The sequence below is a fragment of the Pseudomonas ekonensis genome (assembly GCF_019145435.1).
Classification (GTDB): domain Bacteria; phylum Pseudomonadota; class Gammaproteobacteria; order Pseudomonadales; family Pseudomonadaceae; genus Aquipseudomonas; species Aquipseudomonas ekonensis.
Genome location: NZ_JAHSTS010000002.1, coordinates 970723 through 996292, shown reverse-complemented (window position 1 = coordinate 996292; position 25570 = coordinate 970723). Strand labels below are relative to the sequence as shown.

The following is a 25570-nucleotide window of genomic DNA, read 5'->3' as shown; positions in this document are numbered from 1 at the left end:
GAAACTCGGCCTGAGCGCTCGAAACCGGTAACCTATGCAGCTGTTTTTTGCCCATCTTCGAGGTCGCCCCCGTGTTTTCCCAATTCGCCCTGCACGAACGTTTGCTCAAAGCCGTGGACGAGCTGAAATTTGTCGAGCCAACGCCTGTGCAAGCCGCGGCCATTCCGCTGGCGCTCCAGGGGCGTGACCTGCGGGTGACGGCGCAGACCGGCAGCGGCAAGACCGCCGCGTTCGTCCTGCCGATCCTCAACCGCCTGATCGGCCCGGCCAAGATCCGCGTCAGCATCAAGACCGTGATCCTGCTGCCGACCCGCGAACTGGCCCAGCAGACCCTCAAGGAAGTCGAGCGCTTCTCGCAGTTCACCTTCATCAAGTCCGGCCTGATCACCGGCGGCGAAGACTTCAAGGTGCAGGCCGCGATGCTGCGCAAGGTGCCGGACATCCTGATCGGTACCCCGGGCCGTCTGATCGAGCACCTGAACGCCGGCAACCTCGACCTCAAGGAAATCGAAGTGCTGGTGCTGGACGAGGCCGACCGCATGCTCGACATGGGCTTTGCCGACGACGTGCAGCGCCTGGTCAACGAATGCCCCGAGCAGCGCCAGACCCTGCTGTTCTCCGCCACCACCGGCGGTTCGGGCCTGCGCGAGATGGTCGCCAAGGTGCTGAAGAACCCTGAGCACCTGCAGCTCAACGCGGTCAGCCAACTGAACGAAACCACCCGTCAGCAGATCATCACCGCCGACCACAACCAGCACAAAGAGCAGATCGTCAACTGGCTGCTGGCCAACGAGACCTACGCCAAGGCCATCATCTTCACCAACACCCGGGTCATGGCCGACCGCATCTACGGCCGCCTCGTCGCCCAGGACTACAAAGCGTTCGTGCTGCACGGCGAGAAAGACCAGAAGGACCGCAAACTGGCGATCGACCGCCTCAAGCAAGGCAGCGTCAAGATCCTGGTGGCCACCGACGTGGCGGCCCGTGGCCTGGACGTCGACGGCCTGGACCTGGTGATCAACTTCGACATGCCGCGCAGCGGCGACGAATACGTGCACCGCATCGGCCGCACCGGCCGCGCCGGCGCCGAAGGCCTGGCGATCTCGCTGATCTGCCACGGCGACTGGAACCTGATGTCGAGCATCGAGCGCTACCTCAAGCAGAGCTTCGAGCGCCGCACCATCAAGGAAGTCAAAGGCACCTACGCAGGGCCGAAAAAGGTCAAGGCGTCGGGCAAGGCCGCCGGCACCAAGAAGAAAAAGACCGACGGCAAGGGCGACAAGAAAAAAGCCGCCGCCAAGACGCCGAACAAGCGCAAGACCGTGAACCGGCCGAAGTCGGATTCGCTGGTGAGCAGCGACGGCCTGGCCCCGCTCAAGCGCCGCAAGCCAGCGCCTGCGGCTGAGTGAGCCACAGCGCAGAACCAATGAAAAACCCGGACAGCGTCCGGGTTTTTTTATGCCCGCCGAGGGTCAGCCTCCCAACAGCCCGGTGGTGTCCGCATCAAAGTGCTGCCGCGCCTGATCGGCCGCAGGCTTGAGCCGCGCCAGCAGGGCGGCGGCGTCGTACACCTGAGCGGTCGCCAGGGTTTTGGGCGTCGGCGCGATCGGGATCAGCACATCCTCACCGCTGCCGTGCAGCCAGATCGCCACAACGCTCAGGGCCGACACGAACAGCACCCGCAGTTCGACGGTCTTGCCCTGCAACTGCGCAGACTGCTCCGCCAGTCTCAACGCATCGACCGTGGCGGCCGCCAGGTTGCCGTGGTTCAGCGACGCGAACTCGACATGGCCGCGCACGTCGGCCAACTGCGCATCGGCAATCGATACGCCGTCGGCGAACACCAGGTAATGCCAGTTGCCGAGCCGGGCGTCCTTCAGTCCCTTGCCTTGGCTCAGGTCTTCCAGGCTCAGCGAGTAGCCGCGATAGGCCTCGCTGAGGCTGATCCGGCCCGCCGAGGCGTTGGCGAACTGGCGGTTGACGCCGAAACCCTGGGTCTGCAGCGCGGCCTGCAAGGCCGGGCGCAGGGTCTGCACGCCGTTGGAAGGCGCTTTCGGATAAGTCAGTTGCATGTCGAGGCCCTCCTAGTTTTTGGCCGTGAAGTAAGTGTGGGTCCAGTTGCCGCCGCCGTTGTAGGAACCGGGGAACGTGTTCAGCGCGCGGGTCGAGTAGCCGTAGATGGAATCCGCGACCAGCACATAGTTGCCGTTGGTGCCGTAGATCGTCAGGAAATGCGCGCCGCCGCCGTACCAGGCGCAACGCAGGCAGACGGGGCGGCCCATGTTGATCTGGTTCTGGATGGCCGCCATCTGCAGCGAGCCCTGGTTCATGCCGTTGTAGCTACGGGTGATCCGCAGCGCCGTGTCCAGGTAGCCGTAGACGTTGCACGGCCCCGGCTGGTTGCAGCAGTTGCGGTCCAGCGCGGTGCTGGCCACGGCGCACTGGGTCCAGGAACCGGTGCCGTAGTAGTTGCCGACCGACGCGGACGCGGCGGCCCAGCACCAGTTGGTCTGGGTCTGCTGCTGCACGGTGAAATTCAGGCTGGCAGCCAGCGGCGCCGCGAGGGCGGCCGCTTCGACCTCCACCAGTTGCGGGTCGAGCAGACGGCCGGCCAGGCACCTTGGCAGTGCGTCGGCAGGAAGTGATGGGGTTTCTGTGTTCAACATCGTTCAATCCTCCATGAGTGAAGACAAGCCTCCGGCTTGCGTAGGCATTGCGTTGTCGCAGAGCCCTCCGGCGTACGAGAGGTGCCATGTCCGATGGCAGGTTCCGGTGACGGGCTCAACTTAACCATAGGATGGATATGCGTTAATGCAAGAAAATTAATGCATTTATGCAAAATCGAGGACTGCGGACGACGGCCGGCCGTTACATCGGAAGGGGGGCGAGGTTTTCTCAGGCGACGGCGGCGGGTCAGCCCTCAGCCTTTTTCTCGGCGCTGTTCAGTTCCTTCAGGCGTTGGTCGATCAACTGGCACTTGTCCGGCAGGTCGGCGCTGGCGGTGCCCAAGTCCATCTTCTGCAACTCGTCGTTGATTTCCTTGGCCTTGGCCGGGTTCTGTTCGGTGAGCCGGGCGACTTGCCGGGCCAGCTCTTCGCGTTTGGCGGTGGCTTCTTCGGGGGTGCAGGCCCAGGCGGGCAGGGCACAGGCGAGGGTGGCGGCGAGGGTCAGTTTGAGCAGGGTTTTCATCGGTCAGGCCTCTCGTGGCGGTCAAGGCGGGTCAACCGGTTGAGGCGCCGCCGACGCTGAAAGTTCACTCGCATCGGCCGCCGATTGACCGTCACGGGGGCTTCACCTAGCATGCGCCACCATTTTGATATCTTTCGCGATCCAAAGGACTGCACATGCTGCGTAGAGTCGTCACGGCAGGGCTGCTGCTCGCGCTGACCGGTTGCACCAACATCAAGGTCGAGCCGGTCGCGCCTCAATACAAGATCACGAAACTGTGCATCGAAGAGAACCCGCAAGTGGTGGTAGGCGATTTCGTCGCCGGGATGCAGAACCTGCTGCGCCGCCATTCGATCGACAGTCAGCTCTACGCCGCGCCCGTTCCGGCCAGTTGCGAATACCGCATGAGCTACACCGCGATCCGTTCGTGGGACTTGTCCATGTACCTGTCGGATGCCAGCGTCCGGCTCTACAAGGGCGACCGACAGATCGGTTTCGCCCATTACTACCTGACCAATCAAGGCGGTTTCGACCTGTCGAAACTCGCCACCGTGGAAGAAAAGATGGGGCCGGTGCTCAATCAACTGTTGGGGCAAAACCAATGAACGGCTTCATCAAAGGATGTTCGGCACTGCTGCTGATGACGGTGTTGACCGCTTGCGGCCACAACAAACCTGCAAAGCCTTACTTCGACCCGCCCCAGCCGCCCCAAGGCAAGGCGCTGGTCTACATGATGCGCACCCAGGTCCTGCAGGGCAGCCTGTACGACAGCGTGTTCAGCATCAACGACAGCGCCGTCGTGGCCCTCAACGACCGCAATTACTCCTGGGTATACGTAAGTCCTGGCCTGCACAAGGTTTCTGCCGGCCAGCAACCGAACCCACGCAATGTGCGCCTGACCTTGCCGGTCGAAGCGGGCAAGGAGTACTTCGTCGAATACACCCAAGAGCGCTCGATGGAATTCATCCGGGTGCGCAAGGCTGAAGAAGGCAAAGCCATGGTGCGTGGTTATGGGTATTTGCCGGTCGAGTGATTGCAGAGGATTCTGAGCTATTCCAGAAAGTTTTCCAGAGGGTCGAAGGCGGCATCGTTCACGGGTACGACGCTTTTCGGTATGAGGTCGAGGTCGGCCCCAAAAAGGAAGCGCTTCATGAGCACAACGGGGAAGCCCTCTCCCCGTTCGCGCTCCTGTTCATTCACCGTGGCAGCACGCCGATTTCGCCCCACCCTCATACCGGTCATGATGCCGCACCCACTCCATGATCTCGTCCTCATTCCTGCCCTTGGGCGTGAGGTCGTGAAAGTTGTAGGCGCCCACCAGCAGATCCAGGCCCCGCGCATACGTGGAATAGGTATGGAAGATCGCGCCGGCCTCATCTCGGTAGAACACGCTCAGCCCTGGCATTTCTTCCTCGGCGCTGTCGGTCTTTTCGTAGTTGTAGGTGGCTTTTCCGGCGGCGGCGTCTTCGCTCCGGGCGCAAACGCCGAAGTCGTAGTTGAAATCGGAACCGTCTGACGACACCCAATCGAATGCCCAGCCCATCCGCCGCTTGAAGGCCTGGAACTCGGCGAACGGTGCGTGGGACACCGCCACCAGGGCAATGTCGTGGTGAGCCAGGTGCAAGTCGGCGCCGTCGAAGTGGTCGGCCAGGAACGAGCAGCCCTGGCAGCCTTCTTCCCAGCCCTTGGCGAACATGAAGTGGTAGACGATCAGTTGGCTGTGCTGGCCGAACAGGTCGGCCAGTTTCAGTTCGCCGTCGGGGCCGCGGAAGCGGTAGTCCTTGTCGACCTTCACCCAGGGCAGGGCACGGCGTTGGGCGCTGAGGCGGTCGCGTTCACGGGTGAAGGCCTTTTCGTCGGCCAGGTGTCGTTGGCGGGCGGCGAGCCATTCTTCGCGCGACACCACCGGATGATTCTGCACGTTCATGATGATTTCTCCTGCGGGGTTGAAACCGTCTGTCTCAGACTAGTCGCTCACTCAGGGGTGAATTCGACAGACCGCCGGTCGGTCGGGGCCCTGAATCCGGCTGAACGGCACCGGACGCCTCCGGTCACACCTTTTGAGAGCGTTTTCGCTGACGCACACCGGAGGGTGAATCGGATGACGACTTACAACTGGGATTTGATCGAGCGCTTGCTGCACGAAGCGCAGAACAGCGCCGGCCACAATTTCACGCCAAGGCCTTACGCCGAGCAGCACGCGGCGGAGCAAGCGGCGGCCGGTGAGCCGATAGACAACCTGGATCACCTCAAGACCCTGGCCTGCGAGTACGAAAAGCTGCTGCTGTTGCGCGGCTACATCGAGCCACGGCCGGAAGAGGAAGGCGGCACCGGGGAAAACTTCATCCTGACCCCGCGCGGCGCGAGCCTGTTGAGCCTGATCGACAGCAGCATCCCCGGCAACGACCACCCTCGGCAGGTGCTGGACGAGCAGGAGGACGCGCTGGACGAGGTGACGTTCGACGGGGTGGCCTCCAAGGCGCAGATTGCCTGAACCTTTGGCCTGCGTGTTGCGGTGGCCTCACCGACGCCATCGCCAGCAGGCTGGCCCACAGGGGATCCCCTGCACACCACAGAAACCTGTGGGAGCTGGCTCGCCAGCGATTGGGCCATCACAGCCGACCTCTCCGGTGGCTGACAGGCCGCCATCGCCAGCAGGCACCGCTTGCCTAACTGCTTTGGGCAGCCTTCAGGCATTTCAGGTCGTTGAAGTCCTTGCGCACGCCCTCGATCTTCTTCAACAGCCGCTGACGCTGCTGGGGCGTGCTCTCGGCCATCAGGTCGACGATCAGCGAGCGGGCCTGGGCCTCGGTGTTGGCGTAGGCCTTGCGGTAGTCCGGCGTCCACAAGCTCTCGCGGTTGACCAGAAGCGTCTCGATCCTTTGTGGGAATCCGGGGTTCTGGCGCTGCGCCACCGCCGCGCTGAACTGCTTTTGCCAGTGGGCGCGGTTGGCGATCCATTGGGTGTTCTGGTCGTCCAACGCCGTGGACCAGGCCATCACCCGTTGCTCCTGGGTGACGCTCAACGGCCCGAGCCAGTCGTTCAGGCGCTTGTCCATGCGGGCGCCGCGTTCGGCGATCTGTTGGTCGAGCGGCGGCTTGAGGTATTCCTGCTCGCGTTTGCGCAGATCCTTGGCGAACGCGTCATTCATCTCGGCGACCTGCCGGTCGTCCAGCCCTTGCAGCAGTTCGACGGCCGACGGGGTGATTCGCCGGGCGGTCTCGGCGATGGCCTGTTTGGCTTCCGCCGTGCGGGCCTGGAGGGCCGCGTCGGTGATCTGGTTGTTCTCGACCATTGACTGCAAACGATCCAGCCAGTCGAGGTAACCCGGCAACTGCGTGGTGCAGTGCCAGCTCAGGTGTTCCTTGAGGCGCTCGTTGAACCAGCCTTTCTGCTCGCCGTTCATGTCCAGGTAGTCGCTGAGCGTCCACGGAATGATCACGTCGAGATTGCGGTAGGCCAGGCCGATGCGGCTGCAGGCGCCGAGGGCAAGGATGAAGGCCAACAGGACAATGAGGTGCTTGAACCGGCGAGACATGGGCGAATCCTTGCGAAAGCCAGTCTGATGTTCATGTGAACGCAGCATGGCCCCGCCGGTTCAGCCGATCAATAGAACGCGCGCTCGGCCTTGAGGGTGACCAGGCCGTCGCACTGGCTGTTGTGGCCGGAGTAGGCCGAGCAGTCGCTGCCGCCGAGGCTGGAGTTGCTGTAGATCAGGTTCAGGTCGATGCCCATGAACGGGCGGGAGAACTTCAGCGACCAGTCGCTGAAGGCGCTGACATAGCCGCCGTCCACCGAGACCGGCGTGTTCAGCCGGTGGCGGGTGTACTTCATGCTGATGCTGATGCTGATGCCGATGCCGAACGGCTGGTTGCCGCCGAAGTCGGCGAACAGGGTGTTGTTGCGCTTGTCCGGATCGTCGCTGAAGGCCAGGCCGAAGCGGCTGCCGAGCAGGGTCAGGCCGCCGAACAGTTCCTGGCTGTCGGGCGTCTCGACGCGGGGATAGCTGTAGCGGATCGTGCCGATCTCATAGCCCAGGGTCTGGTCGAAGGGCTGCTTGAAGCCCAGGTAGGAATCGACTTCCAGGTCTTTGCCCGGCGTGAGGCCCACGCTGGGCGACCATTGGCCGAAGTAGAGGCCGCTGTCGTGGCTCAGGTCGAGGCCGCCGTGGAAGGCGCCGACCGCCGAAGGCTTTACCAGGCCTTGGGCCATGCTGCGGCTGGGACTGGTGCCGAGCTTGAGGTCGAAGTCGCCGAGTTCGCGCTGGAAGATCTGCGCGAAGGCGCCGGGGCAGGCCAGCAGTCCCACAAGCAATAAACAGAATGGTTTGAACATGCGTCACTCCTTGAACAGCGAGGGCAGGGCGGTAGGGCCTGCTGAAACGCTTTATCCAGACGCGTGCAAGGATACCGGCGAATGACCGGCGCCGGGGGCCGTTCGTCGATTGCCGTTGAGGGATTAAACACGAGGGAGGTGGAGCGAGGGGCCGGTCCAGACGCTTCGAAGCTCAAAGCGCCTGTGGACGGAGGGTGTTACTTCTTGCCCAGGCTGATCTGCCGGGAAGGGGCGAAGGTCTGGCCGCTGACGCCTTTGGCGATCTGCTGGATTTCGCCGCCGGACTTGAGGAACGCGGCGATCTGGTCGTTCAGCGATTCGCTGGTTTCAACGGCTGGAGCGGGCTTGGCTTTGCTGGCGGAGGCTTTGACACGCATGGCGGGCATTGACCTGTAAAAGTGGCTCGGCCGGCCAGACTACCGTAATTCCCCGACAAAATCTGGGTGAATGTCCGGGGCAAAGACCAACCGAAAAAGTCGGATATTGTCGGCCCGCGGGTTGAAACTGCCCGCTAACCTCCTGTTTTGAATCAGAACATCGGCGGGCATGGGGGCCTGCGCAGAAAGGCGCAGGCCCTTTCGACAATCGGACGAACGGCACCTTCAAGAGAAAGCCCCGGCCATGGGCGAATCTCCCTCGCCGGCCGTTCGCGCCGTCAACGCGCCGGGCAAAACCGGGTAGAATGCCGCCCACGCAAGTGAGGGTATTGGAAATGGCTTTAGTCGGGCGTTACAACAGTTTGCAAGTGGTCAAGCACACCAGCTTCGGCCTGTACCTGGACGGCGGCGCCGACGGCGAGATTCTCTTGCCCAACCGCTACGTCCCCAAGGATGTGCCCAGCGAAGATGAAGACTGGCTCAACGTGTTCGTCTATCTGGACAGCGAAGACAAACTGCTCGCCACCACCGAAAAACCGAAGATCCAGGTCGGCGAGTTCGCCAGCCTCAAGGTGGTCGAGATCAACAGCATCGGCGTGTTCCTCGACTGGGGCCTGCCCAAGGACCTGCTGCTGCCGTACTCCGAGGAAAAGCGCCAGTTGAGCGCCGGCGACTACTGCGTGGTGCATGCGTACCTCGACAAGCGCACTCGCCGCATCACCGCCACCGCGCGGCTGGACCGCTACCTGGACAAGACCCCGGCCACCTACACGCCAGGGCAAGAGGTCGATCTGCTGGTCGTCGAGTCCACCGACATGGGCTACAAGGCGATCATCAACAACAAGCATTGGGGCCTGATCCACAAGAACGAGATCTTCAAGTACATGCGCTCGGGCATGCGCGAGAAGGGCTTCATCAAGGAAATGCGCGCCGACGGCAAGATCAGCCTCAGCCTGCAACCGGTCGGCCAGGAGGCGGCGGGCAGCCTGAACGCGAAGATCCTCGCCAAGCTGCGCGAAAGCAACGGCACCCTGGCGGTGAGCGACAAGAGCGATCCGGCGCTGATCAGCAGCCTGTTCGGCGTCAGCAAGGGCAACTTCAAGAAGGCCATCGGGGCGTTGTACAAGAACGGCCAGATCGTCATCCATGCCGACCGCATCGAGCTGACCTGAGTTTTACGGCTGTCTGTGCTGCCCGAACCGGCCTCGTTCCCTGTGGGAGCGAGCCTGCTCGCGATTGACGGCGCAGCCGTCATCCATCTGCCCCGGATCCGTCCGGGGCTTTATTTTCAGCGTTGGGGGAAATCTGCCATGACCCGTGTATTCGAGGTGTCGCGATGAGCGCCGAGCGGCGCAACGCCGACGGTTTCGCCCTGCAAGTGATGATCGGCCTGTGCCTGGTCTGGGGCGTGCAGCAGGTGATGATCAAGTGGGCGGCGGCCGACATCGCGCCGGTGATGCAGGCGGCGGGGCGGTCGGGGATCTCTGCGTTGCTGGTGGGGCTGCTGATCTGCGTCAAGGGCGGCTGGGATCAGGTGGGCGCCACCTGGCGCGGCGGCTTGCTGGCCGGTGCCTTGTTCGGCCTCGAGTTCCTCTTCATCGCCGAGGGGCTGCAACTGACCACGGCGGCGCACATGTCGGTGTTCCTCTACACCGCGCCGATCTTCACCGCGCTGGGCGTGCATTTTCTGCTGCCGGGCGAGCGTCTGCGCGCGGTGCAGTGGCTGGGCATCTGCCTGGCGTTCGTCGGCATCGCCATCGCCTTCGCCGGCGGGGTGTCGTGGGACAACCTCGACCGGCGCATGCTGCTGGGCGATGCTTTGGGCGTGCTGGCCGGCGCCTGTTGGGGCGCGACCACGGTGGTGGTGCGCGCCTCGCGGTTGTCCGAGGCGCCGGTGACGCTGACCCTGTTCTATCAGTTGATCGTCGGTTTCCTCGGTCTGCTGGCGATTGCGCTGTTCAGCGGCCAGATCACCCACGTCAGCCTCACCGGCGTGGCGGTGGCCAGCGTGCTGTTCCAGGGCGTGGTGGTGTCGTTCTTCAGTTACCTGATCTGGTTCTGGCTGCTGCGGCGCTACCTGGCGGCCAACCTGGCGGTGTTTTCGTTCATGACGCCGCTGTTCGGCGTCACATTCGGCGTGCTGTTGCTGGGCGAGAAGCTGAGCCTGAATTTCATCGTCGGCGCGGTGCTGGTGCTGCTCGGCATCACCTTCGTCAGCGCCGAGCAGTGGGTGCGCCGGCGCTTGCGCAAAGCCCTCGGTCAGCCCTGAGCGGTTGCAGGGCCAGGCCGCCGGCGACCAACAGGCCGCTGCCGGCGATCACCAGCGCCGGTTGCAGGCCGCCGCCGAAATGGCTGCTCAGCGCCGCCAGCAACGGGCCGCTGAGCTGGCCGACCGCAAAGCATGCGGTCAGCAGCCCGGCGTTGCGCTGGGTGGCGTGGGGCGCCAGCTCCCGCGAACGCTGCATCACCAGTTGCATGCAGGCCAGGAACGGCGTGCCGCACAGGATCACCCCCAGCGCCAGCCCGGCGCCGCTGCCCAGCAGGCAGGCGAACACCCCGGCCGCCTGCAGCCACAAGGTGGCCAGCAGCCAATGACGGGTGGTGCCCCCGTCGGGTTTGCGCAGGCTCACCAGCACGACGCCGAGGGCCGACGCCAGGCCGAAGCAAGGCCAGAACAGATCCGCCTGCCATTGCCCGTGGAACTGCGCGTTGGCCATCTGCGACAGGAACGTGGCCGGAATGATGTAACCCACCCCGTACAGCGCGTACACCACCGCCAGCCGGGCGATGCCGCGGGTCGGCGCGCCGCTGGCCACGGGGGCTGCGACCGCCGGGGCAGCCGGTTGCGGCAGGATCCGTACGATGGCCAGCAGCATCGCCAGCGCCACGGCGGCGTAGATCAGCCACAAGGTGGCGGACGTCTGGTTCAACAGGTGTGAGGCCAGCGCCAGCAGGCCTGTCAGAAAAATCCCCAATCCCGGCCCGGCAAACACCACCGCGCCCAGCCGTGGGCGACCGGCGGCCAATGCCAGCGGCTGGCTCAAGGCCGTGATCATCACCAGCACCCAGGCGCTGGCCACGCCGGTGCCGAAGCGCAGGACCAGGTGCGACCAGAAACCGTCGGCCCGGAACGAGGCCAGGGTCAGCAGCACGCACAGCCACAGGCCGCCGAGCAAGCGACCGCGCACCTGCTCCGGCCGGCGGGAAAACATCGCATCCACCGCGCCCAGCAGGTAGCCGAAGTAGTTGGCGGCGGCAATCAGGCCGGCGCCGGTCAGGTCGACCTGGCCTTCGCTGAGCAGGTGCGGCATTTGCGGGGTGAGGGCGAAGCGCCCGATGCCCATGGCCATCATCAGGGCGATAAAACTGGCGAGAAGGCGAATCAGCGGTGACATGGTCGCAGTTCCAGGAAGGTTCGATGACCGTCAGGCTAGGACTGATTGACTTTCTTTAAAATTGAATAATAGTGAGTAACTTGTTCTGTTAGGGAGAAGGTTTGTGGAGTTCAGCCAACTGCGAATCTTTCAGGCGGTGGCCGAGGAAGGTTCCATCACCCGCGCCGCCGAACGCCTGCACCGGGTGCCGTCCAACCTGTCGACCCGGCTTAAGCAGCTGGAGGAGCAGTTGGGCGTCGAACTGTTCGTCCGTGAGCGTCAGCGCTTGCAGCTGTCGCCTGCGGGAAAGGTCCTGCTGGACTACGCCGGCAAGCTGTTCGCCCTGCGCGACCAGGCCAGCGCGGCGGTGATGGGCGGGCAGCCGGCCGGCGACTTCGTGCTGGGCACGCTGTACAGCACGGCGGCGATCCATCTGCCGGCGCTGCTGGCCCGCTATCACAAACGCTATCCGGCGGTGAACCTGCAAGTGCAGTCCGGGCCCAGCGGCGAGTTGCTCGAAGGCCTGCTCACCGGCCGGCTCGACGCGGCGCTGGTGGACGGCCCGCCGCAGCTGGCGGGCATCGACGGCGTGCCGCTGTGCAACGAGCGGCTGGTGCTGATCAGCGAGGCCGAGCACCCGCCGGTGCGCAGCGCCAAGGACGTCGAGGGCCGCGCGGTGTTCACCTTCCGCCATGGCTGCGCCTACCGTGCGCGGCTGGAATCCTGGTTCGCCCACTACCACGCGGCCATGGGCCGGGCGATGGAGATCGAGTCGTATCAGGGCATGCTGGCCTGCGTGATCGCCGGCAGCGGGGTGGCGCTGATGTCCGAGTCGATGCTCGCCAGCCTGCCGGGGCGCGAAGGCGTGGCGGTGCACCCGCTGGCCGAGCCGTTCGCCAGCGCGACGACGTGGCTGATGTGGCGCAGAGGGATGGTCGGCGCCAACCTCAATGCCTGGATCGAACAGCAGCGGGCGCTCTATCCCGTGGCCGGCGAAGACGCCCGAGAAACGGCTTGAGCGAACGGTCAGGGATTTCGTCCGATTCAGTAACAGATCATTGCGGATTTCACTGCGCATTGCGTAGGACTTCAGACTATTATCAGTGCGAAGCGGCCTCAGAATTCCGGCCGCTCGGCACCACCCTGAAGGGGGCATGACGATGAAAGAGAAAATTCAGAACTGGCTGCACGATTTGGGTGTTGCCCTCGGCTTGATCGAACCGCCTCTGCAACCCGTACCGATCCGCACCGACGACGAACAGCGCCGGCGTCAGCCGCGTCGTCGGTAACCCAGGCGGATCCTGTGGCGAGGGCGCTTGCTCCCGCCCAAGGCTCAGCCGCCACCCATCACAGGGCCGCTTGGCGGCCCGGCGGGAGCAAGCTTCCTCGTTACACTGGCCTGCTCTGCGATTCAGCAGGTCTCGTCCTCAAGCACGTATCAGGCAACCGTTCTCAATGCCGGCTGATTTCCATCAGGAACCGGCTCAAGTCATTGGCCGTCTTCGCGCGCCTGAGCATCCGGTCTTCCTCGGCGGTGAACGCCGTCAGTCCGAATTCATCTTCCAGATGAAAGATCAGATCTTCGATGTCCGCTTTCTCCAGCCCCAGTTGCGCCAGGCTGGTGTCGTCGTCGAATTCGCGGTTTTCCAGCAGGCGGAGGATGAATCGGTGCACGGCGGCGCGCACGGCGGCTCTGTTCATGGCAGTCATTCGAAGGGGGCGACCTGATTGAGTACAGCAGGCTTCACCCGTGCCGGCGCAGCCACTGGTCAATCATTCCCCGCAGATGCTCCCCGGAGAAGCTGCCGAAGTGCCCGCCATGCACCGTGCGCACCGCCAGGCCGTGCAGGCGTCGCAGGCTGGCGGCGTAGTCGTCGGGATCGGAGTGGTAGGCGTCTTCGATCAGCGGGCCGTCGTAGATGATGTCGCCGCTGAACAGGGTTTCGGTCGCCGCCTCGTACAGGCTGATCCCGCCCGGCGAATGCCCCGGCGTGTGCAACACCTGCAGCGTGCGGCCACCCAGGTCCAGCACGTCGCCGTCCTCGACGAAGCCGGTGGCCGGCGCTGCCTTGACCCGGTACTCGGCATAGCACAGCGGGCAGTCCGGGTGGGCCTCGAACATGTCGTCGCCGACGAAGGCGCGGCTCAGGTCGTTGTCGCCGTCCGGCGCCGCCAGGATGTCGGCTTCGGCCGGATGCACCAGGCGTTCGGCGAATTCGTGGTGGCCGGCGATGTGGTCGAAGTGGCAATGGCTGGCCACCGCCACCAAGGGCCGCTCGGTGAGCCAGGGCAGTTGCTCGCGCAGGCTGACCAGCCCCGAGCCGCTGTCGAGCAGCAGATCCTTGTCGCGGCCCTGGATGTGCCACAGGTTGCAGCGGTAGAACGGCCGGATGTACGGCTCGTGGATCAGGCGGATGCCGTCGCCCAGGGACTGGACTTCGAACCACCGGTCGCGGCTGACGATCTTCATCAATCATTTTCTCCAGACGAAAAAAACGGGTGTGGCAACCGACGCCACACCCGCCGAAGAAAGCATCGAGTCGTTATGTGAAGCTTAGATCGCGCTGGCCACCGGGGCAGGGCGACGGGAGATCAGGCTGACCACCACGAAGCTCACCAGGCCCACGGCCAGGCTGTAGTAGATCGGGGTGTTGGCGTCCAGGCCGTCCTTGACCATGAACAGCAGCGCCGTGGCGAAACCCATGCCCATGCTGGCGATGGCGCCGGAGGTGGTGGCGCGCTTCCAGAAGATCGCACCGATCAGCGGGATCAGCATGCCGCCCACCAACAGGTTGTAGGCCAGGGTCAGGGCGCTGATCACGTCGTTCACCACCAGGGCGATGGCCAGCACCACGGCGCCGGTCAGCAGGGTGAACAGGCGGTTGATGCCCAGGCTCGACGGCTTGCCGCCGCGCAGCTTCGGCAGCAGGTCCTCGGTCAGGGTGGTGGCCGCGGCCAGCAGGCCGGCGCTGGCGGTGGACATCATCGCGGCCAGCGCGGCGGCGATCACCAGGCCGCGGATGCCGTCCGGCAGCGACAGTTTGACGATGGCGGCGAAGGCGTTGTTGACGTTGTCCAGGTCCGGGATCAGCACGTGGGCCGCCATGCCGATCAGGGCGCAGGCCAGGCCGTAGAGGATGCAGTAGATCCCGGCGAAGCTGCCGGCGTACTGGGCCACTTTCTCATTCTTGACGGTGAACACCCGTTGCCAGATGTCTTGACCGATCAGGATGCCGAAGAAGTAGATCATGAAGTAGGTGATGATCGTGTCCCAGCCGATGGTGGTGAAGTTGAACGCCGCCGCCGGCAGCTTCATCACCAGATCGTCCCAGCCGCCGACGCGGTACAGGCAGATCGGCAGCAGGATGAACATCAGGCCCACGGTCTTGATGATGAACTGGACGATGTCGGTCAGGGTCAGCGACCACATCCCGCCGATGGCCGAGTAGACCACCACCACGCCGCCGCCCAGCAGCACCGAGATCCAGAACGGCAGGCCGAACAGCACTTGCAGCACGGTGCCGATGGCCAGGATCGAGGTCACGCCGATCATCAGCGCGTAGGCCAGCATGATCGCCGCGCTCGCCGAGCGGGCCATCGGGTTGTAGCGCTTCTCCAGCACCTGGGTGACGGTGTAGATCTTCAGTTTCAGCAGCGGCTTGGCCAGGAACAGGTTCAGCGCGACGATGCCGCAGCCCAGGGCCGCGCAGAGCCAGAAGCCGGAGATCCCGTGCACATAGCCCAGGCGCACGGTGCCGACGGTGGACGCACCGCCCAGCACGGTCGCGGCCATGGTGCCCATGTACAGGCTCGGGCCCAGGTTGCGCCCGGCGACCAGGAAGTCTTCGTTGGTTTTGGCCTTGCGCATGCCGAAGTAGCCGAGCAAGAGCATGCCGGCCGCGTAGATGAGGACGACGAATAAATCCAAAGCCATGATGGCGTGTCTCCGATTGTCTTTTTTATGGTGAAACAAGTTTGGTTTCTTGTGGGAGCGAGCTTGCTCGCGAAGGCGTCGGCACACTCAAAAGTGATGTGACTGACAGATCGCTTTCGCGAGCAAGCTCGCTCCCACAGGGGTATGTGCTTTTGCTCAGGCGGCTTGGCGCATGGCCGTCTTGCCCGGTGCATCTGCCTGTCGGCTGCGCATATCCTGCGGGCCGTAAACCAGCGCCGGCTCCGGGAACAGGCTCAGCAGCATCAGGTACAGCACCGAGGCCAGGCCCAGGGTCACCAGCAGGCTGATGTCGATGCCGCCGGCCAGCTCGCCCAGCGGGCCGACGAACTGGCCCGGCAGGTTGACGAAGCACAGGCCGACCGCCGCGCTGGGGATCCAGGCGCCCATGCCGCGCCAGTTCCAGCCGTGGTGGAACCAGTAGCGGCCGCCTCGCTCGCCGCGGGTGAACACTTGCAGGTCGTCCGGGCAGTAGAAGCCGCGGCGCACCACCAGGCCGATGATCATGATCACCATCCACGGGGTGGTGCAGGTGATGATCAGCACGGCGAAGGTCGACACGCTCTGCACCAGGTTGGCCGCGAAGCGCCCGATGAAGATGAAGGCGATCGACAGCACGCCGATCAGCAGCGTCGCCTTGACCCGCGACAGCACCCGCGGGAACACGCTGGACATGTCCAGGCCCGTGCCGTACAGCGACGTGGTGCCGGTGGACATGCCGCCGATCACCGCAATCAGGCACACCGGCAGGAAGAACCAGCCCGGCGACACCGCCAGCAGGCCGCCGACGTAGTTGTTGGCCGCGATGTAGTCCGGCGCCTGGATCGCCACGATGGTGGCGGTGGTCAGGCCGAACAGGAACGGGATGAAGGTGGCGATCTGCGAAAGGATCACCGCCGTCATGATCCGCTGCCGGGAGGTGTCGCGCGGGATGTAGCGGGCCCAGTCGCCGAGGAACGCGCCGAACGAGATCGGGTTGCTCATGGCCACCAGCGCCGCGCCGATGAACGCCGCCCAGAAGCCCGGCTGGCCGAGGCTGACGGTGCCGGCGTAATGCGCATCGAAGGGGCCGGCGAAGGCGAACGCGCCCAGCAGGAACAGCAGGCTGGCGCTCCACACCGCGATCTTGTTGACCCACAGCAAAAAGCGGAAGCCGTAGATGCACACGGTCAGCACCAGCACCGCGAACAGGCCGTAGGCCAGGCCCAGGGTCAGGTCGGTTTCCGGCAGGCCGATCAGGCGCTTGGCGCCGCCGATCAGCGCATCCCCCGAACTCCACACCGAGAGCGAGAAGAAGGCGATGGCGGTCAGCAGCGACAGGAACGAGCCGACGATCCGCCCGTGCACGCCGAAGTGCGCACCGGATGACACGGCGTTGTTGGTGCCGTTGAGCGGACCGAACAGGCCCATCGGCGCAAGGATCAGCGAACCCAGCAGCACGCCCGAGACAATCGCCCAGACACCGGCCTGGAACGACAGGCCGAACAGCACCGGGAAACTGCCGAGCACGGCGGTGGCGAAGGTGTTGGCGCCGCCGAAGATCATGCGGAACAGATCCGCCGGACCTGCGGTGCGTTCGTGGTCCGGGATCTGTTCGACCCCGTGGGTTTCAATCTGCGTAAGGCTTTGGTCGTTGTTCTTGTTATTCATGATCTGCTCCGATCATAAAGGCGCGCCCATCGTGCGTGGGCGTCACCTGTTTGGCTAAGGGGGTGGCAGCCCTTCCGGCATTGCGGACAAATGTTCATGGCAGGCCAGCCATAGGCCTTGTTGTTCTAGGCTCGACGCGTGTTTCCTGAACACAATCGTCTCGCGCTCCTGGCTGAAGTGTTGCTCCCCTTGCATGCGCAGCTCGGTGGCCACGTCATGGATGAAGACCGCCACGTCCCCTTGCAGGCTGACGCAGGCGTTGCTCGAGGTGCACGAGAGCACCTCGAAGCCATCCTCGGCGCGCCAACTGTCCCACAGCGCCTGATAGGCGTCGCGCGACAGCAGGGGCTGTTCGAGGGTGTGGAACACGAAGCTGGCGTCGGCGCTGAACGCACCGAAGTAGGCTTCGCGGTCGTTGCGGGCGAAGGCGGACACGAGGTCGGCGGCCGCCTGCAGAACCTGATCACGTTCGTTCATGGCGAACCCTCAGCGGTGGACCACGCCAGGCAGTACGCAGAGCATTTCGTACAGCAGGTTGGCGGCCAGCAGCGAGGTGTTGCCGGTGGTGTCGTAGGCGGGCGAGACTTCTACCAGATCGCAGCCGATCAGGTCGAGGCCCTGGCAGCCGCGCACGATCTCGATCGCCTGGATGGTGGTCAGGCCGCCGATTTCCGGGGTGCCGGTGCCGGGCGCCCAGGCCGGGTCGATGCCGTCGATGTCGAAGCTCAGGTACACCGGGCCGCCGCCGACCTTCTCGCGCACCTCGGCCATCAAAGGCTCCAGCGACTTGTGCCAGCACTCTTCGGCCTGCACCACGCGGAAACCCTGGTCGCGGCTCCAGTTGAAGTCGTCGGCGGTGTAGCCCTGGGCCCGCAGACCAATCTGCACCACGCGGTCGCAATCCAGAAGGCCTTCTTCGACGGCGCGACGGAAGGTCGTGCCGTGGGCGATCTTCTCGCCGAACATGTGATCGTTCACATCGGCGTGGGCGTCGATGTGCACCAGACCGACCTTGCCGTGCTTCTTATGGATAGCGCGCAGGATCGGCAGGGTGATGGTGTGGTCGCCGCCCAGGGTCAGCGGGATCACGTTGTGCTCGAGGATGTTGTCGTAGGCCTCTTCGATGATGCGCACGGCGTCGAGCAGGTTGAAGGTGTTGATCGCCACGTCGCCGATGTCGGCCACCGACAGCGAGTCGAACGGGGCGGCGCCGGTGGCCATGTTGTACGGGCGGATCATCACCGATTCGGTGCGGATGTCACGCGGCCCGAAACGGGTGCCGGGGCGCAGCGAGGTGCCGATGTCCAGCGGCACGCCGACGAAGGCGGCGTCCAGGCCGGCGGCGGTGTCGAGGTGGGGGAGTCGCAGCATGGTGGCGATGCCGCCGAAGCGCGGCATTTCGTTGCCGCCCAGTGGTTGGTGAAGAATCTTGTCCACGGGTAAGGCCTCATCGTCTTTGTTTTAGTTGTTCGGGTGCGCCGCTTACGCAAGGTTCGGGCACCGTTGTGGGCGGATTCTGCGAAATGCCGCAGGTCGGAAGAATCGCTGCGGGCAAATACTTAGTTCAGTTTTTTCTGAACTAATGGCGAGGCGCGAGATAGACTTCTCGGCCATCCCCAAATGGGATGACGAATACAAAACCTGTAGGAGCGAGCCTGCTCGCGATGACGGACCGACGGCCAGCATCAACGTTGACTGAGCCACCGCCATCGCGAGCAGGCTCGCTCCTACAGGGTTTTTCGTTGTGTTGAGTTGAGCGCTTTACCCGAGTCCGGAGCATTTTTATGGCCAACGCTTTACCCGACCTGAAACTTTTGCGCATCTTCGTCAGCGTGGTGCGCCATCAGGGGTTCGCCAACGCCCAGCAGGAGCTCAACCTGTCGACCTCGGCGATCAGCACCTACATGAGCCAGCTCGAGGCCGCCCTCGGCCTGGTGCTGTGCCACCGCGGGCGCGGCGGCTTCAGCCTGACCAGCAAGGGCGAGCTGTTCCATCAGGAGACCCTGCGTCTGCTGGCCGAGCTCGAAGGCTTCGAGCAGTACGCCGCCGCACTCAAGGGCGAGCTGCGCGGCACGCTCAATCTGGGCGTGATCGACTCCACCGTCAGCGACAAGGCCTTGCCGTTCGCCGAGGCCATCGGCGCCTACAGCCAGGAGCACCCGGCGGTGCACCTGCACCTGTCGGTGATGAGCCCGTACGAATTGCAGCTGGGCGTGCAGGACAACCGCCTCGACCTGGCCATCGGCGCGTTCTCCACACGCATGAGCGGCCTGGTGTACATGCCGCTGTACCGCGAGCAGCACTGGCTGTACTGCAGCAACCGTCACCCGCTGTTCACCGAACGGCGGATCCCCGAGCAGGTCATCACCCAGCAGCGCATGGTCGGGCGCGGCTACTGGAGCCAGGCGGAACTGGCCCGCCACGGCTTCAAGCACAGCGCCGCGACGGTGGAGAGCATGGAGGCGCAACTGATCCTGGTGCTGTCCGGCGCCTACATCGGTTACCTGCCGGAGCATTACGCCCAGGCCTGGGCCGACAAGGGCGACCTGCGCGTGCTGCTGCCGGCGACCTTCGGTTACCAGGCGCCGTTCTCGATGATCATGCGCCGTGGCCGCAGCCGCGAGCCGCTGATCCAGACCTTCCGCGATTTGCTCAAAGCCCAGCTCAATCAGGCCTGAAAATGTCCAGACCCCAATGCCCGCGCTGCCTGCGCCCCCTAACCCATTGCCTGTGCGCGCTGATCCCCAGCCTCGACAGCCGCACGCGGGTGTTGCTGCTGCAGCATCCGAGCGAGGTCAACCATGCGCTCAACACGGCGCGGCTGGCGGCGCTGGGGCTGACCAACGCCGAGCTGATCGTCGGGGAGGTGTTCGAGGATCTGCCGGCGCTGCTGAACCGGCCGGGGTATCAGGCGCGGTTGCTGTTTCCGGCCGAGGATGCGCAGCCGCTGCAGGCCTGCGGCGCGTCCGATGAGCCGCTGCTGCTGGTGGTGCCCGACGGCACCTGGCGCAAGGCGCGCAAGCTGCTGCACCTCAACCCGTCGTTGGCGGCGCTGCCGCGGGTGACGCTGGCCGAGGGCGGGGTGTCCCGCTACCGCCTGCGCAAGGCGCCGGGGCCCGGGGCGTTGTCCACGGTCGAGGCGATCGTCCAGGCCTTGCAGACATTGGAGGCGCCGGCGTCGTTCGAAGCGCTGCTCAAGCCGTTCGAAGCCTTGATCGAGGGGCAGATCGCGGCGATGGGGGAGGAGACCTTCCAGCGTAATCATGCCGAAAAATGATCGGTGCGCTCGCTGGCCCCATCGCTGGCAAGCCAGCTCCCACAATGTCCAGGCCGAACACAAAGCCTGAGCCCGGCGCTAAACCTGTGGGAGCTGGCTTGCCAGCGATGGGGCCATGCCCGTCCGTACAGATTCCGGATGATCGCTAGCGTTCGCGCATCGCCTCGGTCCGGGCTTTGAGCACCGGCTTGAGCAGGTAGTCCAGCACGGTCTTCTCGCCGGTGATGATGTCCACCGTCGCCACCATCCCCGGAATGATCAGCAGCGGCTTCACGTCTCCGCCCAAATGGTTTTTGTCGGTGCGCACCTGGATCAGGTAGAAGCTGTTGCCCTTGTCGTCGGTGATGGTGTCGGCGCCGATCAGCTCCAGCTTGGCGCTGAGCCCGCCGTAGATCGTGTAGTCGTAGGCGCTGAACTTGACCATGGCTTTCTGGCCCGGATGCAGGAACGCCACGTCCTGCGGACGCACCTTGGCTTCGATCAGCAGGTTGTCCTCCAGCGGCACGATCTCCACCATGTCGCTGCCCGGCTGCACCACGCCGCCGATGGTGTTGACCTTCAATTGCTTGATCACCCCGTGCACCGGCGAGGTCACGGTGGTGCGGCTGACGCGGTCGTCGATGGCGATGCTCGACGCGGTGATTTTCGACAGGTCCGTGCGTTTCTCGTTGAGCTCCTTGGCCGCTTCGGAACGGAAAGTCTGTTCCGACTCGTCGATCTTGCTGCGGATCTCGGCGATGGCCGATTCGGCCCGGGGGATCGCCAGGGTGGTGGCGTTGAGCGAGCCGCGGATCTCCACCGCGCTGCGCTTGAGCCGCAGGATCTCCACCGGGGAGACGGCGCCGGTTTTCACCAGCGGTTCAGACATGCTCATTTCCTGGTTGACCAGCGCCAGGCTTGAGCTGAACTGCCCTTGCTTGGAACGGAATTCGGCCAGTTCCTGAGTCTTCTGCCGCAGCTGCTCGCTGAGGGTGCGCTGTTCGCTGGCCAGCCGTCGCTGCCGTTGCTCGTACAGCGACCGTTCGTCCTCGGCCACCTGCGGGGCCTTGCCGCTGACTTCGGCGGACACCGTGAACGGCCGGCCCTCGGCTTCCGCCGACAGCCGCTCGACCTGGGCCATCAGCGCGTAGCGGTCGGCTTCGCTTTCGCCCTTGTTCGACAGGAACCGGGTGTCGTCCAGGCGCAGCAGGGTGTCGCCCTTGTTCACCATCTGGCCTTCGCGCACGAAGATTTCCGTGACGATGCCGCCTTCCAGGTTCTGGATCACCTGCACCTTGCTCGACGGGATCGCCTTGCCTTCGCCCATGGTCACTTCCTGGAGCACGGCGAACCTGGCCCACACCAGCGCGCTGATCAGCAGCGCCGCCGCCAGCCACACGGTGATGCGCGAGGCCCGCGGCGAATCCTGCAGCGAGGCGCCGGCGGTTTCCGGCATGAACTCGGCCTCGGCGCTTTTGCCGAAGCTGTCGAAGTAGCCGCGCTGTTTTGAAGAGGAAGAAGCAGACATGGGGCAACTCCTAGACCGCGGCCGAGCCGACCCGGCCCTTGCGCAGCGCATCGATGACCGCTTCCTTCGGACCGTCGGCGACGATCCGGCCGTTGTCCAGCACCAGCAACCGATCCACCAGGCTCAGCATCGAGGTGCGGTGGGTGACCAGCAGCAGGGTCTTGCCCTGCACCTGTTCGTGGAGCTTCTGGCGCAGGGCGTCTTCGCTGCTGTTGTCCATGGCGCTGGTGGGTTCGTCCAGCAGCATGATCGGCGGATCGAGCAGCAGCGCCCGGGCCAGCAGCACCGCCTGGCGCTGGCCGCCGGAGAGCAGTTGGCCGCGCTCGCCCACCGGCCGGTCGAAGCCTTGCGGGTGCTGACGGGCCAGTTCGGTGACGCCGGTCAGTTCGGCGACTTCGAGCATCCGCGCATCGCTGACGTAGCGGGCGCCGAGGGTGAGGTTGTCGCGCAGGCTGCCGGCCAGCAGCGGCAGGTCATGGGCGACGTAACCGACCTGTTGGCGCAGGTCGGCCACGTCCAGTTGGCGCAGGTCCAGGCCGTCGAGCAGCAACTGGCCTTCACCGGGCTCGTAGAAACCCATCACCAGCCGCGCCAGGGTGCTTTTGCCCGAGCCGCTGCGGCCGATGATGCCGATCCGTTCACCGGGCTTGAGGCTGAAGCTGATGTGGTTCAGGGCCGGGGCGTTCTGGCCGTTGTAATGGAAGGTCACGCCGTTGACGTCCAGCGCGCCTTGCAGTTGCGTGCGCTCCAGGGGCCGCTGCTTGCCGTCGCGCTCCTGGGGCAGGGCCATCAGGGCGTCGGTGCTTTTCATCGTCAGTTGCGCTTGCTGGTAGCGGGTGATCAGCCCGGCGATCTGCCCCAGCGGCGCGAGCACGCGGCTGCCGAGCATGTAGCTGGCCACCAGCGCGCCGACGCTCAGGTTGCCGGCGATGATGCTGTAGACCCCGGCGACGATCGTCGCCATCCCCGAGAACTGCTGGATGAACAGCGTGCCGTTGGTCGCCAGCGCCGAGAGGTTGCGCGCATGGCTGTCGAGGCGGGTGAGGGCGCCGTGGGTGCTTTCCCACTTGTGCTGGCGCTCGCTTTCGGCGCTGCACGCCTTGAGGGTCTCCAGGCCGCCGAGGGTCTCGATCAGCAGCGCCTGGCGCTCGGCGCCCAGGCTCAGGCTTTTCTGTACGGTGTCGCGCAGGCGGGCCTGGATCACCAGGGCGAACACGATGGTGACCGGGAACGCCGCCAGCGGAATCACCACCAGCCAGCCGCCGAGCAGGCCGATCACCGCCAGCATCAGCACCACGAAGGGCAGGTCGATCAGACTGGTCAGGGTCACTGCGGTGAGGAATTCGCGCAGGCCCTGGAAGTCGTGGATGCTCTGGGCGAAGCCGCCGATGGTCGCGGGCCTGGCCTTCATCGCCATGCCGGTGATGCGCTCGAACAGGGTCGCGGACAGGATCACGTCGGTCTTCTTGCCGGCGGTGTCCAGCAGGTGCGCGCGCACCACCCGCAGCACCAGTTCGAAGCCGGTGCCGATCAGCAACCCGATGGCCAGCACCCAGAGGGTCGAGGTGGCCTGGTTCGGCACCACGCGGTCGTAGGTCTGCATGACGAACAGCGGCACCATCAGGCCCAGCAGGTTGATCAGGAAACTGGCGAGGACCGCGTCGCTGTACAACCATTTCGACAGTTTCAGGGTGTCGCGGAACCAGGCCTGCACCCGTGGCACCAGCGGCGAGCGCAGGTCTTCCAGCTCATGGCGCGGTCGGGCGAAGAGGGCCTGGCCGCTGTAGTGCCCGGCAAGCTCTTCGTGGCTGACCCACTGCTCGCCGCCGTCGGCCTCGCTGGGCAGGATCAGCGCCTTGCCGTCATCGGCCAGGCGCCGCAGCACGGCGGTGCGGCCGTTGTTCAACAGCAGCAGCACCGGCAGGTTGAGCGGGGAGATGTCTTTCAGTTCGCGGCGCAGCAGGCGCGCCTGCAAACCGGCCCGTGCGGCTGCGCGGGGCAGCAGGTCCAGGCTCAGGCGTTGCTTGTCCAGGGGCAGGCCGGCGCTCAGGCTGGCGCGGCTGACGATGGCGCCGTGGAGCTTGCAGAGGATCAACAGACCGTCGAGCAACGGGTCGTCGAAACTCAGCCGCGGATCGATCCCGGTGCTGCCGGGTTCCATGCTGGTCATACCGATCGCTCCCCTTGATGAAGGGCCGATGACCTGTGGCGAGGGAGCAAGCTCCCTCGCCACAGCGAATCACTTCAGACGAGCTACTTCAGTTCGGGCAGGCGCGCCTCGTTCTTCACTTCCGTGGCGGCGATCGCATCGGCGGGCAGCACCACCCGTTGCTTGCTCAGCAACTGGCCCATGTTCGCCAGCACCCGGTACATCGAGAACTCTTCGGTGTAGCGGATTTCGGTGTAGCGGCGGTTGGCGTTGTACAGCTCGTTTTCGCTGTCGAGCAAATCGAGCAGGGTACGCTGGCCGAGGCCGAACTGATCCTGGTAGGCGGCGCGCACGCGTTTGGTGGTCTCGGCGTATTCGCGGGCGGTCGGGGTCTGCTTCTTGGCGTTGACCATCGCGTTCCACGCCAGGTGAATGTTCTCGTTGAGCTGGCGCAGGGCGTTGTTGCGGATGTCCATCGCCTGGTTGATCTGGTGCGCGTCGGACGCCAGGCGGGCTTTGTCGCTGCCGCCGCGGAACAGGTTGTAGTTCATCACCACGCCCACGCGCCATTCGTTGTCGTGACCTTCGTCGCCCTGCACGTTGTTGTTCGCGCCCACGGCGGCTTCGGCATCGAAGCGCGGGTAGAACGGCGACTTGGCGACCTCGTACTGGCTCTCGGCCGATTGCACGTCAGCCTGGGCGGATTTCAGGTAAGGGTTGTTCTCGACCATGCTCTGCTGGGCCTCGCGCAAGTCGGCTGGCATCTCGCCGCGGGTCGAGGGCGGGGTCTCCAGCTCATCGGGCATGCGCCCGACCACGCTGTAGAAGTTCGACTCGGCATCGGCCAGGTCGACCTCGGCGGTGTCGAGGTTGTTCTGCGCCAGCGCCTTACGGGCCACCGACTGGTCGGAGTCGGCGGTGCTGCCCACGCCGCGTTCGGTGCGCAGGCCGATCTGGTCGTTGACCCGCAGGTGCGCCTGCAGGTTGTTCTTGGCCAGGGTCACCAGTTCGCGGCGCTTGAGCACTTCGAGGTAGACCTCGATGGTGCGCAGGGCCAGATCCTGGGCGGTGCCTTGCGCATAGTAGGCGCGGGAGTTGGACACGCCCTTGGTGCGCTCGACCTCGTTGGCGGTGTTGAAGCCGTCGAACAGCATCTGCCGCAGGCGCAGCTCGGACTGGGTGTAGTTGAGGATTTCGGTGTGGTGGTTGCCGAAGGCCCGGGTGTTGGTGTTGTCGCTGTAGCCGCGCCCGTAGGCGGCGTTCAGGTCCACCGACGGATAGAAGCCGCCCTTGGCGACCTTCACCTGCTCATCCGCGGACAGGCGGGCGTCCACGCGCGAGGCCAGTTCCGGGTGGGTGGCGATGGTGCTCTGGATGGCTTCGGTAAGGTTCATGGCCTGAGCCTGGGAAGTGCAAGCCATGGCCAGCAAAACCGCACTGCAGAGGGGGGTCAATACGCGCATGGTTTACATCTCCCTGAGTCCTGATGGTGTTTCACTGTCGCCAATTTATTGACGATTTTTATCGTAAAAAGCGTTTCATCTCTTTAACAACAGAGCTAAGAACATCCTGAAGCGTAGCTAAGAAAAAATTTTCATATGGGTTATGCCGAAAAAAACTTATGCGCTTGGCCGAAACCGGCACATTGTTCCTCTCGAAAGCCTTTGTTTTATGAGCTTTAGGGAGCACAGAAAGGCTTGAGGAAAGTTCCACTCACTTTGCGACATACGGCGAAGTACTGCTAAAGGGGAGGGACGCGTAGCGGCCAATGGGCGACAGT

At 64.6% G+C, this 25570-nt stretch carries 27 protein-coding genes; 10 read left to right on the top strand and 17 right to left on the bottom strand.

Annotated features, from left to right (window positions below; translation table 11 throughout):
• Positions 1-71: 71 nt before the first annotated feature.
• A complete protein-coding gene (locus KVG96_RS17485; protein ID WP_217893219.1) occupies positions 72-1409 on the top strand; it encodes a DEAD/DEAH box helicase in 1338 nt (445 codons plus the stop codon).
• Between the two features lie 63 nt (positions 1410-1472).
• Here KVG96_RS17485 and KVG96_RS17480 read toward each other — a convergent pair whose 3' ends face one another.
• From KVG96_RS17480 to KVG96_RS17470, 3 genes are all read right to left on the bottom strand, one after another.
• Complete coding sequence (locus KVG96_RS17480; protein ID WP_217893218.1) at positions 1473-2072, bottom strand: hypothetical protein; 600 nt, start codon at positions 2070-2072, stop codon at positions 1473-1475.
• 12 nt (positions 2073-2084) lie between these two features.
• Positions 2085-2666 carry a C39 family peptidase gene (locus tag KVG96_RS17475; RefSeq protein WP_217893217.1) on the bottom strand — a complete coding sequence of 194 codons (582 nt, stop codon included), beginning with the start codon at positions 2664-2666 and terminating at the stop codon, positions 2085-2087.
• 247 nt (positions 2667-2913) lie between these two features.
• Complete coding sequence (locus KVG96_RS17470) at positions 2914-3189, bottom strand: hypothetical protein (protein WP_217893216.1); 276 nt, start codon at positions 3187-3189, stop codon at positions 2914-2916.
• 155 nt (positions 3190-3344) lie between these two features.
• On the opposite strand from KVG96_RS17470, the gene KVG96_RS17465 reads away from it, so the two are divergent.
• Together KVG96_RS17465 and KVG96_RS17460 are read left to right on the top strand one after the other, a co-directional pair.
• The gene (locus KVG96_RS17465; RefSeq protein WP_217893215.1) at positions 3345-3773 is read left to right on the top strand and encodes an Sbal_3080 family lipoprotein; all 429 of its coding nucleotides are present in this window, start codon (positions 3345-3347) and stop codon (positions 3771-3773) included.
• Positions 3770-4201, top strand: a complete 432-nt coding sequence (locus KVG96_RS17460) for a DUF2846 domain-containing protein (RefSeq protein ID WP_225927420.1) — start codon at positions 3770-3772, stop codon at positions 4199-4201. Before KVG96_RS17465 ends, KVG96_RS17460 begins: the two co-directional genes overlap by 4 nt.
• Positions 4202-4360: 159 nt before the next feature.
• Here the strand turns inward: KVG96_RS17460 and KVG96_RS17455 are convergent, their stop codons facing one another.
• A complete protein-coding gene (locus KVG96_RS17455; protein WP_217893214.1) occupies positions 4361-5095 on the bottom strand; it encodes a DUF899 domain-containing protein in 735 nt (244 codons plus the stop codon).
• A gap of 174 nt (positions 5096-5269) precedes the next feature.
• On the opposite strand from KVG96_RS17455, the gene KVG96_RS17450 reads away from it, so the two are divergent.
• Positions 5270-5662 carry a transcriptional regulator gene (locus tag KVG96_RS17450; RefSeq protein ID WP_217893213.1) on the top strand — a complete coding sequence of 131 codons (393 nt, stop codon included), beginning with the start codon at positions 5270-5272 and terminating at the stop codon, positions 5660-5662.
• 175 nt (positions 5663-5837) lie between these two features.
• On the opposite strand, the gene KVG96_RS17445 is transcribed toward KVG96_RS17450, so the two are convergent.
• From KVG96_RS17445 to KVG96_RS17435, 3 genes are all read right to left on the bottom strand, one after another.
• Complete coding sequence (locus KVG96_RS17445; protein ID WP_217893212.1) at positions 5838-6707, bottom strand: DUF6279 family lipoprotein; 870 nt, start codon at positions 6705-6707, stop codon at positions 5838-5840.
• A gap of 68 nt (positions 6708-6775) precedes the next feature.
• Complete coding sequence (locus tag KVG96_RS17440; RefSeq protein ID WP_217893211.1) at positions 6776-7504, bottom strand: TorF family putative porin; 729 nt, start codon at positions 7502-7504, stop codon at positions 6776-6778.
• 197 nt (positions 7505-7701) lie between these two features.
• Positions 7702-7890, bottom strand: a complete 189-nt coding sequence (locus KVG96_RS17435) for a PFL_1563 family small protein (RefSeq protein WP_217893210.1) — start codon at positions 7888-7890, stop codon at positions 7702-7704.
• Between the two features lie 326 nt (positions 7891-8216).
• Between KVG96_RS17435 and KVG96_RS17430 the strand changes: the two genes are divergently transcribed.
• Entirely contained in the window at positions 8217-9053 is an 837-nt protein-coding gene (locus tag KVG96_RS17430) for a CvfB family protein (RefSeq protein ID WP_217893209.1), read from the top strand.
• A gap of 164 nt (positions 9054-9217) precedes the next feature.
• Positions 9218-10150: a DMT family transporter gene (locus tag KVG96_RS17425; RefSeq protein WP_217893208.1), complete on the top strand. Its 933-nt coding sequence runs from the start codon at positions 9218-9220 to the stop codon at positions 10148-10150.
• On the opposite strand, the gene KVG96_RS17420 is transcribed toward KVG96_RS17425, so the two are convergent.
• A complete protein-coding gene (locus KVG96_RS17420; RefSeq protein WP_217893207.1) occupies positions 10095-11276 on the bottom strand; it encodes an MFS transporter in 1182 nt (393 codons plus the stop codon). The genes KVG96_RS17425 and KVG96_RS17420 overlap by 56 nt on opposite strands.
• 103 nt (positions 11277-11379) lie before the next feature.
• Between KVG96_RS17420 and ptrR the strand changes: the two genes are divergently transcribed.
• Positions 11380-12273 (top strand): putrescine utilization regulator PtrR, encoded by an 894-nt coding sequence (ptrR, locus tag KVG96_RS17415; RefSeq protein ID WP_217893206.1) that lies wholly within the window; start codon positions 11380-11382, stop codon positions 12271-12273.
• 142 nt (positions 12274-12415) lie between these two features.
• Positions 12416-12544 carry a PA1414 family protein gene (locus KVG96_RS27655; RefSeq protein ID WP_003184145.1) on the top strand — a complete coding sequence of 43 codons (129 nt, stop codon included), beginning with the start codon at positions 12416-12418 and terminating at the stop codon, positions 12542-12544.
• 163 nt (positions 12545-12707) lie between these two features.
• On the opposite strand, the gene KVG96_RS17410 is transcribed toward KVG96_RS27655, so the two are convergent.
• From KVG96_RS17410 to speB, 6 genes are all read right to left on the bottom strand, one after another.
• Complete coding sequence (locus KVG96_RS17410) at positions 12708-12956, bottom strand: acyl carrier protein (protein WP_217893205.1); 249 nt, start codon at positions 12954-12956, stop codon at positions 12708-12710.
• A gap of 43 nt (positions 12957-12999) precedes the next feature.
• The gene (locus tag KVG96_RS17405) at positions 13000-13725 is read right to left on the bottom strand and encodes an MBL fold metallo-hydrolase (RefSeq protein ID WP_217893204.1); all 726 of its coding nucleotides are present in this window, start codon (positions 13723-13725) and stop codon (positions 13000-13002) included.
• 84 nt (positions 13726-13809) lie between these two features.
• Positions 13810-15189, bottom strand: a complete 1380-nt coding sequence (locus KVG96_RS17400; protein ID WP_217893203.1) for a sodium:solute symporter family protein — start codon at positions 15187-15189, stop codon at positions 13810-13812.
• A gap of 156 nt (positions 15190-15345) precedes the next feature.
• The gene (locus tag KVG96_RS17395) at positions 15346-16857 is read right to left on the bottom strand and encodes a purine-cytosine permease family protein (protein WP_217893202.1); all 1512 of its coding nucleotides are present in this window, start codon (positions 16855-16857) and stop codon (positions 15346-15348) included.
• A 54-nt stretch (positions 16858-16911) separates the two neighbouring features.
• On the bottom strand, positions 16912-17334 hold the full coding sequence (locus tag KVG96_RS17390) for a YybH family protein (protein ID WP_217893201.1): 423 nt from the start codon (positions 17332-17334) through the stop codon (positions 16912-16914).
• Between the two features lie 9 nt (positions 17335-17343).
• Complete coding sequence (gene speB / locus KVG96_RS17385; RefSeq protein WP_085584959.1) at positions 17344-18294, bottom strand: agmatinase; 951 nt, start codon at positions 18292-18294, stop codon at positions 17344-17346.
• 347 nt (positions 18295-18641) lie between these two features.
• On the opposite strand from speB, the gene KVG96_RS17380 reads away from it, so the two are divergent.
• Positions 18642-19535 carry a LysR family transcriptional regulator gene (locus KVG96_RS17380; RefSeq protein ID WP_085584957.1) on the top strand — a complete coding sequence of 298 codons (894 nt, stop codon included), beginning with the start codon at positions 18642-18644 and terminating at the stop codon, positions 19533-19535.
• 2 nt (positions 19536-19537) lie between these two features.
• Positions 19538-20134, top strand: coding sequence for a tRNA-uridine aminocarboxypropyltransferase (locus KVG96_RS17375; protein ID WP_217893200.1), 597 nt, complete (start codon positions 19538-19540; stop codon positions 20132-20134).
• 145 nt (positions 20135-20279) lie between these two features.
• On the opposite strand, the gene KVG96_RS17370 is transcribed toward KVG96_RS17375, so the two are convergent.
• The 3 genes from KVG96_RS17370 to KVG96_RS17360 all read right to left on the bottom strand — a co-directional run bounded on the left by KVG96_RS17370 (position 20280) and on the right by KVG96_RS17360 (position 25253).
• On the bottom strand, positions 20280-21641 hold the full coding sequence (locus KVG96_RS17370; RefSeq protein WP_217893199.1) for an HlyD family type I secretion periplasmic adaptor subunit: 1362 nt from the start codon (positions 21639-21641) through the stop codon (positions 20280-20282).
• A 10-nt stretch (positions 21642-21651) separates the two neighbouring features.
• Positions 21652-23811: a type I secretion system permease/ATPase gene (locus tag KVG96_RS17365; protein WP_217893198.1), complete on the bottom strand. Its 2160-nt coding sequence runs from the start codon at positions 23809-23811 to the stop codon at positions 21652-21654.
• An 83-nt stretch (positions 23812-23894) separates the two neighbouring features.
• On the bottom strand, positions 23895-25253 hold the full coding sequence (locus tag KVG96_RS17360; RefSeq protein ID WP_217893197.1) for a TolC family outer membrane protein: 1359 nt from the start codon (positions 25251-25253) through the stop codon (positions 23895-23897).
• Between the last annotated feature and the right edge of the window lie 317 nt (positions 25254-25570).